This window comes from Pseudomonas sp. EA_65y_Pfl2_P74, from assembly GCF_963970575.1.
Taxonomy (GTDB): domain Bacteria; phylum Pseudomonadota; class Gammaproteobacteria; order Pseudomonadales; family Pseudomonadaceae; genus Aquipseudomonas; species Aquipseudomonas baetica_A.
This window is the reverse complement of the sequence record NZ_CAXAOQ010000002.1, coordinates 80613-95728: the sequence shown is the minus strand read 5'-3', so window position 1 is coordinate 95728 and position 15116 is coordinate 80613. Positions and strand designations below refer to the sequence as shown.

The 15116-nt window shown below is 56.4% G+C and carries 16 protein-coding genes, 4 tRNA genes and 1 pseudogene; 9 read left to right on the top strand and 12 right to left on the bottom strand.

Translation table 11 applies throughout. The annotated features are described in order from the left end of the window. The first annotated feature begins 40 nt into the window (after nt 1-40). The 3 genes from flgM to AACY18_RS01865 all read left to right on the top strand — a co-directional run bounded on the left by flgM (nt 41) and on the right by AACY18_RS01865 (nt 1722). Complete coding sequence (gene flgM, locus AACY18_RS01875) at nt 41-367, top strand: flagellar biosynthesis anti-sigma factor FlgM (protein WP_339430861.1); 327 nt, start codon at nt 41-43, stop codon at nt 365-367. Between the two features lie 48 nt (nt 368-415). Beyond that, the gene (locus tag AACY18_RS01870) at nt 416-883 is read left to right on the top strand and encodes a flagella synthesis protein FlgN (RefSeq protein WP_339430862.1); all 468 of its coding nucleotides are present in this window, start codon (nt 416-418) and stop codon (nt 881-883) included. Between the two features lie 92 nt (nt 884-975). Then, the gene (locus tag AACY18_RS01865; RefSeq protein ID WP_339464070.1) at nt 976-1722 is read left to right on the top strand and encodes a flagellar brake protein; all 747 of its coding nucleotides are present in this window, start codon (nt 976-978) and stop codon (nt 1720-1722) included. Nucleotides 1723-1789: 67 nt separating this feature from the next. On the opposite strand, the gene AACY18_RS01860 is transcribed toward AACY18_RS01865, so the two are convergent. The 4 genes from AACY18_RS01860 to AACY18_RS01845 form a co-directional block, all read right to left on the bottom strand. Then, on the bottom strand, nt 1790-3208 hold the full coding sequence (locus tag AACY18_RS01860; RefSeq protein ID WP_339464069.1) for an MFS transporter: 1419 nt from the start codon (nt 3206-3208) through the stop codon (nt 1790-1792). Between the two features lie 68 nt (nt 3209-3276). Then, entirely contained in the window at nt 3277-4518 is a 1242-nt protein-coding gene (locus AACY18_RS01855; RefSeq protein ID WP_339431012.1) for a glutamine synthetase family protein, read from the bottom strand. Nucleotides 4519-4720: 202 nt separating this feature from the next. Beyond that, entirely contained in the window at nt 4721-5413 is a 693-nt protein-coding gene (locus tag AACY18_RS01850; protein ID WP_339430865.1) for a sensor histidine kinase, read from the bottom strand. Continuing rightward, on the bottom strand, nt 5410-7014 hold the full coding sequence (locus tag AACY18_RS01845; protein ID WP_221733047.1) for a tetratricopeptide repeat-containing response regulator: 1605 nt from the start codon (nt 7012-7014) through the stop codon (nt 5410-5412). Before AACY18_RS01845 ends, AACY18_RS01850 begins: the two co-directional genes overlap by 4 nt. 360 nt (nt 7015-7374) lie before the next feature. Here AACY18_RS01845 and AACY18_RS01840 point away from each other — a divergent pair. Both AACY18_RS01840 and AACY18_RS01835 read left to right on the top strand, forming a co-directional pair. After that, nucleotides 7375-7647 (top strand): annotated as a pseudogene (locus AACY18_RS01840) (recombinase family protein); the annotation flags it as partial. Between the two features lie 132 nt (nt 7648-7779). Next, complete coding sequence (locus AACY18_RS01835) at nt 7780-8313, top strand: hypothetical protein (protein WP_339464068.1); 534 nt, start codon at nt 7780-7782, stop codon at nt 8311-8313. 149 nt (nt 8314-8462) lie between these two features. Here the strand turns inward: AACY18_RS01835 and AACY18_RS01830 are convergent. Continuing rightward, nucleotides 8463-8539, bottom strand: a tRNA-Arg gene (locus AACY18_RS01830). 296 nt (nt 8540-8835) lie between these two features. Here AACY18_RS01830 and AACY18_RS01825 point away from each other — a divergent pair. Further along, nucleotides 8836-9063, top strand: a complete 228-nt coding sequence (locus tag AACY18_RS01825) for a hypothetical protein (protein WP_339464066.1) — start codon at nt 8836-8838, stop codon at nt 9061-9063. A 20-nt stretch (nt 9064-9083) separates the two neighbouring features. Next, nucleotides 9084-9263 (top strand): PA3371 family protein, encoded by a 180-nt coding sequence (locus AACY18_RS01820; protein WP_339430869.1) that lies wholly within the window; start codon nt 9084-9086, stop codon nt 9261-9263. Here AACY18_RS01820 and phnN read toward each other — a convergent pair. Continuing rightward, entirely contained in the window at nt 9238-9807 is a 570-nt protein-coding gene (gene phnN, locus AACY18_RS01815; protein WP_339431013.1) for a phosphonate metabolism protein/1,5-bisphosphokinase (PRPP-forming) PhnN, read from the bottom strand. The genes AACY18_RS01820 and phnN overlap by 26 nt on opposite strands. Nucleotides 9808-10195: 388 nt before the next feature. Between phnN and AACY18_RS01810 the strand changes: the two genes are divergently transcribed. Next, nucleotides 10196-10522 carry an Arc family DNA-binding protein gene (locus AACY18_RS01810; protein ID WP_003178899.1) on the top strand — a complete coding sequence of 109 codons (327 nt, stop codon included), beginning with the start codon at nt 10196-10198 and terminating at the stop codon, nt 10520-10522. Between the two features lie 122 nt (nt 10523-10644). Here the strand turns inward: AACY18_RS01810 and mgtE are convergent, their stop codons facing one another. Beyond that, nucleotides 10645-12087 carry a magnesium transporter gene (mgtE, locus tag AACY18_RS01805; protein WP_339430870.1) on the bottom strand — a complete coding sequence of 481 codons (1443 nt, stop codon included), beginning with the start codon at nt 12085-12087 and terminating at the stop codon, nt 10645-10647. Between the two features lie 321 nt (nt 12088-12408). Between mgtE and AACY18_RS01800 the strand changes: the two genes are divergently transcribed. Beyond that, the gene (locus AACY18_RS01800) at nt 12409-12927 is read left to right on the top strand and encodes a cell envelope protein SmpA (protein WP_339464065.1); all 519 of its coding nucleotides are present in this window, start codon (nt 12409-12411) and stop codon (nt 12925-12927) included. 19 nt (nt 12928-12946) lie between these two features. On the opposite strand, the gene AACY18_RS01795 is transcribed toward AACY18_RS01800, so the two are convergent. From AACY18_RS01795 to AACY18_RS01775, 5 genes are all read right to left on the bottom strand, one after another. Beyond that, a tRNA-Arg gene (locus tag AACY18_RS01795) sits at nt 12947-13023 on the bottom strand. Nucleotides 13024-13094: 71 nt separating this feature from the next. After that, nucleotides 13095-13171 (bottom strand) — tRNA-Arg (locus AACY18_RS01790). A gap of 107 nt (nt 13172-13278) precedes the next feature. Further along, nucleotides 13279-13369, bottom strand: a tRNA-Ser gene (locus AACY18_RS01785). 62 nt (nt 13370-13431) lie between these two features. Then, on the bottom strand, nt 13432-13620 hold the full coding sequence (gene csrA, locus AACY18_RS01780) for a carbon storage regulator CsrA (RefSeq protein ID WP_002554426.1): 189 nt from the start codon (nt 13618-13620) through the stop codon (nt 13432-13434). Nucleotides 13621-13807: 187 nt separating this feature from the next. Further along, entirely contained in the window at nt 13808-15049 is a 1242-nt protein-coding gene (locus AACY18_RS01775) for an aspartate kinase (protein WP_339464064.1), read from the bottom strand. Between the last annotated feature and the right edge of the window lie 67 nt (nt 15050-15116).

The following is a 15116-nucleotide window of genomic DNA, read 5'->3' as shown; positions in this document are numbered from 1 at the left end:
GAAAACATGGCAAGCGTCCAAATTCCCAGAGGTTTTTAACATGGTCATCGATTTCAGCCGTTTGAACAGCTCCTCGTCACTTACGGGCAGTACACGTACCAGCAACGCCAGGGAAACCGCCGAAACCGGCACCTCCGCGCCGCTGAATACCCAGGCCGAACCGGCCAGTACCGCAAAAAGCGGGGAATCGGTACACCTCAGCAATGAGGCTCAACAGTTGCAGAAGGTCACGGACAAGCTGCGCGATCAGCCTGCTGTCGACAAAGCCCGAGTGGCCGAGTTGAAAGCCGCGATTGCCGATGGCAGCTACAAAGTCGACAGCAACCGTGTAGCCAGCAAACTGCTCAACTTCGAAGCCCAGCGCTAGGCTTTTGCCTGCGCCAGGCTTTTGGACGCTTAAAACCCAAGGCCAGCCATGCACGACACTCATTTACTGCAACTGATCATCGACGACTTTGCTCCAGCTCAACAATTGCTGGAATTGCTGCAAACCGAATCCCTCGCTTTGCATAGTCGCGACATGCCCTTGCTGGAAGAAATTCTGGCACGCAAACAGGCCCTGATCATTTTGCTTGAACAGCATGGCCGCAAACGCAGCGAAATCCTCGCCAGTCTCAACCTGCCGACCAATCGGCAGGGGCTTGAGCAACTCGCCAGCCAGTCGAGCCTCGGCGACCAGTTGCTCAGCCAGAGCGACTTCCTGACCGATCTCATCGCCCAATGCCAGGCGGCCAATGTCAACAATGGCCAGTCGATCCGGGTACAGCAGGCCGCTACGGCCAATCAGCTGAAAATCCTCACCGGGGGTGAACCGCCAGCGCTGTATGACGCCAGTGGTGCTTTCGCCAAACCCGTCAAGCCGCGTACGTTCAGCCAGGCGTAAGCCGTTCGATGAGCCCGCACTATCAACACGAGAAACATGCTGGCAAAATACTGGCCAGTCGTAGTCAAATTTTGTCTGGAGATTGAGAAAACGTGCCAAACGCCCTAAGCGCGGATGATGCTCCGCAGCCCCCAAAGGTGCTCACCACGCCCCTGGAAATCTCCAGCAACCTGCGTCAGCTGCAAGAAAGCCACGATCCGCTGATCATCACGTTCCACGAACGCAGCCAGCGCTTCCAGAGCTACCTGATCAAAGTCGACCGTGACAGCGCGTCCATCGCCCTTGATGAAATGATCCCGCGCGACGGCGAACGCTTCCTGCTCGCCGGCGAGTCTTTCAAAGTTGAAGGTTTTCATGAGGGTGTGCGCATTGCCTGGGAATGCACTGGCACGCTGAACATCCAAGAGCGCGAAGGTGATCGCTTTTATACCGGCGAACTGCCGAGCGAAGTGGTGTATCACCAGCGCCGCAACGCCTTTCGCGCGGCACTGAAACTGACCGATCTGGTCAACGTTGAACTGGGCGGCGAAAAGCTCAAATCGCCGATCAACGGCAAGCTGCTGGATATTTCCGCGACCGGTTGCAAGCTGCGCTTCGAAGGCGACATCACCGATCGCCTGCAACTGGGCCAGGTCTACGACCGCTTGATCGCCCCGCCGCTGTTCGGCAACCAGCCGACTTCCGTCGAACTGCGTTATCTGCACTTCGAAGAAAAACTCAACATCACGTTTGCCGGCCTGCGCTTCCACAACATCAGTGGTCAGGCTGCACGTAACGTCGAGCGTTTTGTTTATCAGCTGCAACGTGAAGCACGGCGTTTCGATAAAGACGATCTCTGATTCGACACGGCCAATAAAAAGGGCAGTCACCTTGCGGTGACTGCCCTTTTTTATTTTCGACTGCTTCTCAAGGCCTGGCGCCACTGATATCCGGGGCGGGCTTATCGTTGCCAGCATCCGGATTGGCTGCAGGTTCGGACTCAGGTTCTGTTTCAGGTTGCGATTGCGCCTCCGACTCTGACACTGGCTCCGGTTCAGGCTCTGGCTCTGGCTCTGGCTCTGGCGTGTTCTGCATCTGCTCCTGCACCACCTGCTCGTCAACACGCGGGTCGAGGGCTGCCACCAGCGGTGAGCTGGACATGCTGTCCGGCATCGCTACGTGATGCAGCGGCGCGTCGTCGACCTGATGCAGATTGGTCACCGCCTTCGGGCGAATCCGCCACACCAGCACCATCGCAAAGAAGCTGAAGAACGCGTACAGACTTTGGCTACCGAACAACTTCATCAACACACCCGCCAACAGCGGCCCGATGCTCGCACCGACCCCGTAAGTCACCAACAGCATCGCCGTCAGCGACACCCGGCGATCACCCTCGACATGGTCGTTGGAAAACGCCACCGCCAGGGGATACAGACAGAACTGCACCAGCGAGCAGAGGAAGCCGACCACAAACAGCACCTCCAGCGGTACCTGCGGCAGGATCGCCAGCGGCAAAGCGGCAACCGCCAGAAAACCGGCAAAACAACGAATCAGCAGCGCGCGATCATATCGGTCAGACAACCACCCCAGCGGCCACTGCACCAGCAATCCGGCAAAAATGCAGGTACCCATGAATAGACCGACCTGCTCGGTCGACAGCCCTTGCTGCGAGGCATACAGCGGCGCCAGACCGTAAAACGAGCCAATGATCAAACCCGCCCCGAGCACCGTACTCAATGATTGCGGCACGCGCTTGATGAAAAAACGCGGCTCCATCGGCGCCGGATGCAGCGGTGCCGGGTGAATCCGTCGGGTCAGCGTCACCGGCACCAGACACAGCGCGAAGCACAGGGCGACCAGCATCAGCAGCTCCAGACCGAGGCCCGGATGCATGACCAGAATCAATTGACCCAACACCAGGCCAAGGTACGACGCGATCATGTAGCCGCTGAACACCAGACCACGCTGGTTGGCATCGGCCTGCTCGTTGAGCCAGCTCTCGATGACCATGTACTGGCACATCATGCCCAGACCCACAATCGTTCGCAGCACCAGCCATGCCGGCAGCCAGTCCACCAGACCATGCCCCAACACCGCCGCACCGACGATCCCGGCACACGCCGAATACGCGCGAATGTGCCCGACCCGGGCGATCAACCGGTGGCCGATCTTGCCGCCCAGCACCAGACCGAAATAGTTGGCGGCCATCAACGCACCGACCCACAGCCCGTCGACATCTTCAGCCGCCAGGCGCAGGGCCAGATAAGTAGATAGAAGACCCGAGCCGATCAACATCATCAGCGAGGCAAAATACAGCGCTCGAAAGGATTTCCAGATTTGGCGCATCGGCGTTCCGAGCGGCTCCTTGCAGTAAGTATCGGGCTATCAAACGATAGCCCGATGGCGACGGTACGTCAGGCCTGGGCTGCTAGAACACGCCGTTCCCAGGGAGTGATTTCATCAAAGAAGCTGGTCAGTTCCATGGTCTTCGAAGCGATGTAGCCTTCGATGAACTCCTGTCCGAACAGTTCCCTGGCCAATTGGCTACGTTTCAGACGTTCGAGTGCGGCATGCAAGGTACACGGCAGCGAAAGATTATCCGGCACGTCGAATTCGCCCTGAATCGCCTCGGTCGGCTCCAGTTCGTGTTCGATCCCGTGCAAACCGGCAGCCAGACTGGCGGCGATCGCCAGATACGGATTGGCGTCGGCGCCGGGCAGACGGTTTTCGACCCGACGAGCGACCGGTGAACTGGCCGGAATCCGCAGCCCGGCCGCACGGTTATCGTGGGACCAACAGGCATTGTTGGGCGAAGCGAACGGATGGCACAGACGCTGGTAGGAGTTCACGTTCGGCGCAAACAGCGCGGTGAAGTCCGCCATGCCCGCCTGCTGCCCGCCAATGAAGTGGCGAAACATCGCCGTCGGCTGGCCGCTATCGTCGCTGAAGACGTTTTTGCCGCTGGCGATATCAACGATGCTCTGGTGAATGTGCATCGAGCTGCCCGGCGTGTGCGCCAGCGGTTTAGCCATGCAGACCACGGTCAGGCCATGCTTGAGCGCGACTTCTTTGAGCAAGTGTTTGAACAGGAAGGTCTGATCGGCCAGCAACAGTGGATCACCGTGCAGCAGGTTGATCTCGAACTGGCTGACGCCCATTTCGTGCATGAACGTATCACGCGGCAGACCGAGGGCCGCCATGCATTTATAGACTTCACTGAAGAATGGTCGCAGACCGTTGTTGGAACTGACGCTGAACGCCGACAAGCCATCCTCGCGGCGGCCATCGAGACCGACTGGCGCTCGGAACGGCTGGGTCGGATCAGTGTTTGGAGCGAACACGAAAAATTCCAGTTCGGTCGCCACCACAGGCGCCAGACCGAGCGCCTTGTAACCTGCGATGACTTTCTTGAGCTGGCCACGGGTCGACAGGCTGGAACTTTCGCCAGTCAGTTCATCGGCATCGCAAATGGCCAGGGCACGGGGTTCGTCACTCCATGGCAACGGATGAATCTGGTCTGGATCGGCAATCAGCGCCAGATCACCGTCATCGCTGCCGTAGAACCGCGCCGGCGGATATCCGCCCATGATGCATTGCAGCAGCACCCCCCGCGCGAGCTGCAAACGACGCCCTTCGAGAAAACCCTCGGCGGTCATCACCTTGCCGCGTGGTACGCCGTTCAAATCCGGCGTGACACATTCAATCTCATCAATGCCCGTCAATCGCTGCGCGAGTGAACACTGGCCATCGGTTGTCATGACGCAATCCTTGTTGTTGTACGAGCCGCGAACGGCGACCCGAACAAAATAGGCTTCGGCTGTTCGGAATATCAAGCAGCGTCAAACAAAAAGCCTCGGATCACGGCAGATAGAGACTGAAGATCCCGCCACCCAAGGGGCCGCCATTACGGATTTCGGTGCGTCCCTCGACACCATTGCGTTGATGCAACGCGGCAATGCGGGCAGCGAAATACAGGCCAAGCCCGGTACTGCCGCTGCTGTGATTGATGCCCTGTACATAGTCAGCCTGACGTTCGAGCATCTCGACCGGATAGCCGTCGCCGTCATCGTTGATGCTCAGCACCAGTTGCCCGGCCTCGTCACTGACGGTGATCAGCAGCGACTCGCGGGCATAACGAATGGCGTTATTGATGCAATTGCCCAGCACCGAGGCGACCAGTTCACGATCAAAGAAACCCAGCGGACTCAGTGGATCAACTTCATAAGTGGCGATGATGCCGCGACTGGCGAAGACCTCTTGATGCGCTGCCAGTTGCGCCTCGATGAAATCATCCAGTTCGTGATACGCCGGCTGCACTGGCATCTGGTTGACGCCGAGTTTGTACAGCCCAAGCAACTGCACCAGCATGCCGTTGAGGTGGGCGAACTCAAAGTCGATCACGCCCTGCTCCGTGCCTTCGCGCTGCGCTTGCGGCAAACGCGCCAGCCATTTGCTGTGCGCTTGCATCAGCATGGCCAGCGAGTTCTTCATGTCGTGAACGGTGGAGGCGATCACCGTGGAAAAATCCAATGCTTGCTCGTCTTGGTTCATTCGCCAAACGCCTTGCTTTTCAGCTTCTGATAGCGCGAGAAACGCGCGTCGGTGTCGGGCATCAGGCCGACCATTTTCAGGCAGGCCCGACATTCTTCCAGCTCCGCCGAAGGCACACTGGTGTCGGTGCCATGGAGCAGCGACTGGGCCATGTTCAGCGCAATACTGATGTTCTTCGGTTGCATCTTCAGCGCCTTGCGGAAGACCTCGCGGGCTTCAACCAGATTGCCGGTCTTGTACACCCGCACGCCCTGACGGTTGAGGTCGGCGGCGGCGTTGCTCGAGCTGAGGATAGTCGGGTCATCGGTGAGCTTGGCGATGTCTTTCATCACCGCCGGATCGTCACCGTAGATTTCCGCGCAGCTCTTGAGCATTGACGTACCCGCCTCGGCCTGACCGAGCATCTGCAACTGCTTGGCGACGAGCAGCGCCGCCTCCGGACTCATGAACTGTTCCATGCCGTCGAGTCGCATCAGTGCTTGCTCAGTGAGCTTGTCGGCGGTTTCGGCATCGTTGAGCAGCAGGCTCGTTGCCTTCATCAAACGCGCGCGAATCTGCAAACCGGGGTCGGTCGGGTTCTCTTTGGCAACAGCGCTGAGGGTGGTGTTGATCTCCAGGCGCGTGCGCGTATCGAGACCGCGCTCACTGCCTTTGCTGATCAGCGCATGGGCCAGGCCGAGGTTGCTTTCCGGATCCTTGAAGCGCGACTGCGCGCCCTGCGACACAGCCTGACGGTAAGCCCGCGAGGCGGTGTCGAAATCTTCGTTGGCCATCGCCAGTTTGCCGAGCAACGCCTGCCGACGCACCGCCAGCGGCGACAGGCGAATCGCTTCTTCCAGCACCTGCTGCGCGCCTTTGGTATCGCCCTCGGACACCAGCACATCAGCCATGCCGTCGTACAGCGAAGGCATCATCGGGAATACCTTCAAGGCCTTTTCATACACACCTTTGGCCTGCGCCACTTGCCCACGCTTGAACAGCAACTTGCCCAATCCAGCAAACGCCCACGGCAACGGCCGGTCAGCAATGATGCTGTCGTAGAGGCGTTCCAGTGCTTCGTTCTGATTCAGGTCGCGTAAAGCATCAGCGCGATAGCGCAGACACAGCGGCGAATAGCGAATGTCCTGTTTGCACAGGGCGATGCAGGCGTTGAGCACCTCGACCGGTTTGCCACGGTCGAGGGCTTGCAGAATCGGTTTGAGCAACGTCTTGCGCTGCTCCAGACGCTCCAGCCGCTGGGCCAGTCCCGAGCGGTTGAACGGTTTGGTCAGGTAGGCATCCGGCTCATGCTCCAAAGCACTGAGCACCATCGCCTGACTGGTCTCGGCCGTCACCATCACAAACACGGCTTCGTGGCTGATGAGCTTTTCCAGCATCAGGTCTTCAAGAACCTGCTGGCCGTTCTTCTTGCCGTCACCGAGGTGGAAATCCTGCAGGATGAAATCGTAGGATTTCTGCGCACACATCTTAAGCGCCTGCTCACCGGTGTCAGCGGTGTCCACGTCCTTGACCCCCAGCTCACGCAGCATCGAGCGCACGGAGCTGCGGAAATCCGAGAAATCATCGACGATCAGAAAACTCTTTTGGTGATACGACAGCATCGAGGATTTCCAGGCAATTGAAGTAGATGAACCAAGGGCGATTTTCAGGCGCGCAGATGATAGCTGGAGGCCAAATGCTATCAAGCGATTTCGCACAAGTCTGAACTCACCGTTTGGGTTATCGGCCAGAAGTGGCGTTCCCTGAAGCCGACGTTTCAAGATTCCACACACAGCGATTAACCTGCGCGCCTGCCAACTTCTCACTACAAGGCCGACCTCGTGTACATCAAAGGACGCTACATCGTATATGCCTGTGCGTTGCTGTTTTTCCAGCAGGCCATGGCGAGCGCAATGGACTGCACAAAAGCTTCGAATACCGTGGAAAACGCGATCTGCGCGAATGAAGGGCTGTATGAACTGGAGTCCACCGGACGGATGCTGGGCGCCATTAACTCGATGCTGGTGGAAATGATGGCCGCCATCGCCCGCAAGGATTACGAGCAGCGCCGCGAGCGTCAGGCTCAGGGCATCGAGAAGGCGAAGGCGGCTGGCAAGTACCAAGGCCGCCCAGTTGACATGGATTTGCACAAACGAGTGAAGGAGTTGCTTGCCGCCGGCTTGGGAATCAGAGCATCAGCGAGACACGCCGATTGCTCCACCACTACAGTTCTCCGAATTAGAGATTCATCGTAACGTTGAACGACCTCTTATCTTGGCCAAATTTGACCAATGCCATCAAAGTGCTAGCGTCAATGGTTCCGCGCGTATCGAACGCAGGAGCGGACAGCATGCAATTGGCCTGTCATTGGCCGAGGGAGAACAACCATGGGTCTTGAGTACAGGGATATCGATGCTCGCTCACGCGAGCATATGGTCCAAGAGATTGAAGCGGACATTCGCACGGATAGGCTTTTTACTAGCAAGCGCCTGACTGAGGAGGGAGTGCAAGCTTGGCCAGAACTGCTGAAAGTGGCCGCAGCTAATCATTCGGATGACTGGCTAGCTGATCAAATAAGAGCTCGCCGGCTGATGAAAAGCCAAGAGCAGAGAGCCAAGCCAAAAGGTGGGTTCACGTTGGCACAAGTCCCATATAACGCACCGGAAACGCTCGCAGAAGGCGAATTCAATCGCTACTTCGTCCGGGGCTTATGTCTCAAGGCAATCGAAGAACAAATCCCCGAGCTGGTAGCTTATCGCGCAAAGCACTCATCAGTGCCCCGTCCAGAGTCAGAGGCGGTAATAGGAAGAAGATTTGCACCCGAGCAGTTACTTGAGGATATTCGTAACTCTCCAGGCGTAGAGCCGGCTTTGGGCGTTCCTCCCGGACCTAACTCAGGGATATCCGTGAAAATCCCTTAATTCACGAATCGACATCCGATACAAAAAAGCCCCGACAGGCCTTTAGCTGAGCGGGGCTTTTTAATACCTGAAGCAATCCATTTGCACCCACCCTGCACCCATGGGTTTTTTACGGTGAGAGCTGAAATGGCTGGAGACCTTGAATTATATGGTGTCCCAGGGCAGGTTCGAACTGCCAACCTTCCCCTTAGGAGGGGGATGCTCTATCCAATTGAGCTACTGAGACACTGAGTTGTCACGAGATGAACACTGCGCGACGGACGGCGTGCATGTTAACGGCCAGGCCCTGATTTGTCATGTCATCCGTAGGGCTTTTTAAGTGTAGGCAGGCGCCCGGCAAGGCTGAGTGAAGATTTACCGTGCATTTTGCACTCTCCCAAAAAACCATCATTGCAGATTGCAACCTTCGCCCTCTGAAAAAACCTTCCAAATGCTTGTTTTTAAAGGACTTAACAGCGGATAGACTGTTGGCACGACGGCTGCTTTGTCTGTTCTCATAACAGAACAAACGGAGTCCGCCTCATGAACAGCACTCTCTTGCTCGCAAACGCGGTCGCCTTGGCGATTTTGATAGGTTTCCACTTTGCCCCCGAGAGCGCTGAACGGGTTGCTCAGCGCATGCCGCATTACTTGCAGGTGCAGAAAGCGCCGCAGTTGGCACTGTTGAGTGATCAGAGCTTCGCACCGCAAGCGGTCAGCGAGTCTCAGCAGGCACTGCCAGCACTAGCGACCGAACGTCTGGTTTTTTGAAATATCTGCAGGAGTACAGCATGTCCAAATCAGCAGCAGGATTTCTGATCCTCGCCTTATTGAGTGGCGTTGTGCATTTTTCGCTGTTCGAGGAAACCGAAATCACTCTGCCGCTGATTAGCTGTGGCGTGTTTACGGTGTTGTTTGCTCTGGCGCTGATCGCCGGGCGCAGGTTCAAGTTTGATCCAGTACTACGTTGAGCCGGACCAGCTCCAGAAGCTGATTGACGGCGTCCGCCAGGTTGCCCGAATTGTCGATCAGGTGCACAGGCCGGTCACTTGATCTCCTATCCTTGAACAGAGCGTTCCGGGCAAGCCGTGCATCGATCTGCTCAAGCGTCTCTCGACCGCGCCTGAGTAAACGCTCTCGCAGCACCTCATCCCTGACCGTCAGTAAAACCGGCAACAGCGAAGGATAGCGCTCCTGTGCCTGCCGCAAATTGGCACGCGAGCCGTTGACCAATACATGTCGCCCGGCTTGCAACCATTGATCCATTTCCACCGCAATGCCATAGGCGAGGCCGTTGGCTTGCCATGCCAATGAAAAATCACCGGCGCGCTGACGTCTTTCGAACTCTTGCGGCGTTACGCCAATCGCATCCTCGCCCATCGATTCGGCAGATCGCGTGATCACCCGGCGCATGACTTCGCAGTTCAACGCCCGCAATGGCTCACGAGCGGCCTCGATCAGACTGTCCTTACCCGAACCGGACGGCCCCATCAGATAAATAAGCTTGCCATACATCCTGAAAACGCCCTCCAGCAGGTGTTTGCCCCTAGTAAATCGGCAAATTGCCACTATCCTGTACAGGTAAGGAACAAGGATCGAAAACCGCATAGCATGCACGTTCTGACGTCTTAGAACACTAAAGGACGTGCATCAGGAGGCGGTCTTTGATGCGGGCCAAGGCAAAGTTTTCAAACCAGTCCGCATTTCTGATAATTGGTGCTGGCATTACGCCTTTACCCAGCTCAATATTTGTCACAGAATTGACGCCAATGATCTGGCAATTTTGAGGCATGATGCGAGCCTCTTAACAATTCAGGTTGAACCATTTGGCGCGGATGCTTGTCCTACCACACATCTGCGGCCAATCCCGAGAACCGCTCCCCTGAACTAACCGGTTAAATATATGCGCCCATTGAAACAGGCAATTTATTCCAGCCGTACGGCTGACAAGTTCGTCGTACGTCTGCCAGACGGAATGCGTGAACGCATTGCCGAGGTGGCTCGCAATCATCATCGCAGCATGAACTCCGAGATCATTGCGCGCCTTGAGCAGAGTCTTATTCAGGAAGGCGCTTTGGGCGAAGAACTGAGCATGCGTCTGGACAGCCCGGAGCTGTCGTTGCACGAACGCGAGTTGCTGCAACGCTTCCGCCAGCTTTCTCACCGTCAACAGAATGCACTGGTGTCCTTGATCGCCCACGACGCTGAAATGGCTGCAGACGCGTCCTGAGTCATACCGAACACCTCAAGCCAGCATTAGTGCTGGCTTTTTTTCGCCTGAAATTCAGGCCATCCCTTTTCTCTAAAAAAAAACCCGCCAATAGAGTTGGCGGGCCGTTTATTCATGGCAGATCAAAGCAGGAAGATTGTCGCCAACCCCAGGAAGATGAAGAACCCCCCACTGTCGGTCATCGCGGTGATCATCACGCTGGCCCCCATCGCCGGGTCACGCCCCATCTTCGCCAGCGTCATCGGGATCAAGACCCCCATCAGCGCCGCCAGCAACAGATTGAGAGTCATCGCTGCTGTCATCACCACGCCCAGCGACCAACTGCCGTAAAGCAGATAGGCAACCACCCCGATCACCCCACCCCAGACGAGGCCATTGATCAATCCAACCGCCAACTCCTTACGCATCAGGCGTGAAGTGTTACCGGTGCTGACCTGATCGAGCGCCATGGCACGAACGATCATGGTGATCGTCTGATTACCGGAGTTGCCGCCGATCCCCGCCACGATCGGCATCAGCGCCGCGAGCGCTACCAGCTTCTCGATCGAGCCTTCAAACAGGCCGATCACCCGGGAAGCGAAGAACGCGGTGATCAAGTTGATCGCCAGCCACGCCCAACGGTTATTCAGGGATTTCCATACGGAGGCGAAGATATCTTCCTCTTCACGCAAACCCGCCATGTTGAGGACTTCGCTTTCGCTTTCCTCACGGATCAAGTCAACCATTTCGTCGATGGTCAGACGACCAATCAGCTTGCCGTTCTTGTCGACTACCGGGGCAGAGATCAAGTCGTAACGCTCGAATGCCTGAGCAGCGTCGTAGGCATCTTCGTCCGGGTGGAAACTCACCGGATCGCTGGCCATGACTTCAGCAACCTGCTTATCGGGGTCATTGACCAGCAAACGCTTGATCGGCAGCACACCTTTAAGCACGCCGTCGTAATCGACCACGAACAGTTTGTCGGTGTGACCAGGAAGCTCTTTGAGGCGGCGCAGGTAACGCAAAACCACTTCGAGACTGACATCCTCACGGATGGTCACCATCTCGAAGTCCATCAGCGCACCGACCTGCTCCTCGTCATAGGACAGCGCCGAACGCACACGCTCGCGCTGCTGGTTATCCAGACTCTCCATCAGCTCATGGACGACATCTCGCGGCAGCTCAGAGGCCAGGTCAGCAAGTTCGTCGGCGTCCATGTCCTTGGCCGCAGCCAGGAGCTCGTGATCATCCATGTCGGCGATCAGCGTTTCACGGACAGAATCGGATACTTCGAGAAGAATGTCGCCGTCGCGATCAGCCTTGACCAGTTGCCAAAGCGTCAGGCGATCATCCAGCGGCAAGGCTTCAAGAATGTAGGCAACGTCGGCGGAGTGCAGATCATCGAGCTTGCGTTGCAACTCGACGAGATTTTGTCGGTGAACCAGGCTTTCCACCCGGTCCTGATGCGCGCCTTCCTGGCGATGAGTCAGGTCTTCAACGACCCGTTGACGCTGCAGCAGCTCGACGACCTGAGCCAGGCGATCCTGCAGGCTTTCCTGTGTTTTCTTTACTTCGATTTCAGACATAGGCGAACTCCACTCCCAGCAGCGGGGCACGCCGGAAGGATCAATCAGTCAATTCATGATTGGTAAAACGGGGTACTGAGTAACTACTGGGTAAGTCCATGGAAGTTTTCCACAAGCCCCGGCGGGGCTGACGGGCGCAATGATACACCGCCTGACGGTTTAAAACGTTAAAAAATCACGGCTGAAACAAGCGCTTGCGAGACAAACCTGAGCGCAGCCCTGATCCATGCAGATGCGACGACTCATCCCGAAAAGAAAACACACCGGCATTAAAAAATGTAGCAGCTACCCTTGAGCGTAGACCGTCATGGAGGACGTCGAATGCCATCAAAAACATCCCGCTTTGTGCTCGCCAGCCTGCTCTGCCTCCCAGCCGCCGGGGCTGCGACCAGCCTTCATCGCTGCGAAGCTCCTGACGGCAGCATTACATTCACGTCGATGAGCTGTGCAAGCGGAGAAAAGCTCTCAGCGCAGGAGGTTCACCCCTACCTCACCGGCTCAGTGGTCGCGGTGATGCCAGCGCTCAATCACGAAGAAACATCCGGCAAGAAAACCAACGACAGAGAACCTGGCGTTGCCGGCAAAGCAGAAGACAAATGCGGAAATCTCATCGATGCCAGACAACGGCGTGAAGCGATCATTAATCGACGCGTCATTGCCGGCATGAACCAACAGGATGTCGAAAGCGCACTCGGCAAACCGGACAAAGTGAATATTCGGACTTTGACTACAAGCTATCGGTACGATCTCAAGCGAGGTCGCACGGCTCTAGTCGAATTTGATGAGAAAGGGTGCGTCAAAGGAAAAGCCAAATCCCGGACAGCAAAAAGCCCGCGTTAAACGCGGGCTTTTCGATATATGGTGCACTCGACAGGATTCGAACCTGTGACCGCTCGGTTCGTAGCCGAGTACTCTATCCAGCTGAGCTACGAGTGCATTTGTGTTTTTAAACCAGACCACAACTGGCTGAAGCCGAGTTACTTATATTGCTATAAACAACTCTTAAATGGTGCACTCGACAGGATTCGAACCTGTGACCGCTCGGTTCGTAGCCGAGTACTCTATCCAGCTGAGCTACGAGTGCATTTGTTGCGCCGCATTATAGCCCGTCTAATCTCTATTCCAACCACTTTTTCTAGTAAATTCAATAATTTACCGAAAAAGCCAGATTACAACGTACTAAGCAAATAATGGCGGAGAACGGGGGATTCGAACCCCCGACACCCTTTTGAGGTGTACTCCCTTAGCAGGGGAGCGCCTTCGGCCACTCGGCCAGCTCTCCGCAACACGGGGCGTATATTAACCACCTTCTTCCCCGTTTGCAAACATAAAAAACGATAAAAATTAATGGCTTGGTTCTTCGTCCTTCTCTTTCTTTATACGCAGGTAAATTTCCTCACGGTGCACGGCAACCTCTTTCGGGGCGTTGACGCCGATACGCACTTGATTTCCTTTAACGCCGAGCACGGTTACGGTGATTTCGCCATCACCGATAATCAGGCTTTCTGCGCACCGACGAGTCAGAATCAGCATACCTTTCTCCTCACGCAATTCAGTTCAGGGACAACAGTCTGCAAAAAAAAGGCACCCGACCTACAACCGGAGCGATCGTAGCCCTACATGCCTGAGTATTGACTAGCGCGAGCAAAAGAACAGTTCAGGTCTCGCGTCATTCAAAAATAAAGGGCGCGATCAAACCGCGCCCTTCAAGGAAACGGAATTACTCGCCCTGACGGGCGGGAGCATCCAGTTCGAAAGCCGTGTGCAGGGCGCGCACAGCCAGCTCCAGATATTTCTCTTCAATGACGACGGAAACCTTGATTTCCGATGTCGAGATCATCTGGATGTTGATGCTTTCCTTTGCCAGGGATTCGAACATGCGACTGGCCACGCCGGCGTGGGAACGCATGCCGACGCCGACGATCGAGACCTTGGCAATCTTGGTGTCGCCGACCACTTCACGGGCACCGATCTCGCGGGCGGTGTTTTCCAGCACGGTCTGCGCGCCCGGGTAGTCGTTGCGGTGCACAGTGAAAGTGAAGTCGGTGGTGTTATCGTGCGCGACGTTCTGCACGATCATGTCGACTTCGATGTTCGCAGCACTGATCGGGCCGAGAATCTTGAACGCCACACCTGGAGTGTCTGGCACGCCACGGATGGTCAGCTTGGCTTCATCGCGGTTGAAAGCGATGCCGGAAATGATCGGCTGTTCCATGGTTTCCTCTTCATCAGTAGTAATGAGGGTGCCCGGACCCTCCTTGAAGCTGTGCAGTACGCGCAGCGGAACGTTGTACTTGCCGGCGAATTCCACCGCACGGATCTGCAACACCTTGGAGCCGAGGCTGGCCATTTCCAGCATCTCTTCAAAGGTGATCTTGTCCAGACGCTGAGCGACTGACACAACACGCGGGTCGGTGGTGTAAACACCATCAACGTCGGTGTAGATCTGGCATTCATCCGCCTTGAGCGCTGCAGCCAGTGCCACTCCCGTGGTATCGGAACCGCCGCGACCGAGGGTGGTGATGTTGCCGTGTTCGTCGACACCCTGAAAACCAGCGACAACCACCACGCGACCTGCTTTAAGATCACCACGAATTTTCTGGTCATCAATCTGCAGGATACGCGCTTTATTGTGTGCACTGTCCGTCAGGATCCGCACCTGATTACCGGTGTACGACACCGCCGGCACACCACGCTTGATCAGCGCCATGGCCAACAGGGCAATCGTCACTTGCTCACCAGTGGAAACGATCACGTCCAGTTCGCGCGGAACCGGTTGACCGTCGCCACTGATTTGCTTGGCCAGATCGATCAGACGGTTGGTTTCGCCGCTCATTGCAGACAGCACGACCACCAGGTCATCGCCGGCATCGCGGAATTTCTTAACCTTGTCGGCGACCTGCTCGATTCTCTCGACAGTGCCGACCGAGGTGCCTCCAAATTTCTGTACGATCAAAGCCATTTCAAAGCCGCCTCTGCCCATGAAGGGCGCCCAATAATCACTCAAACAGCCACCGGCCCCGCCACTA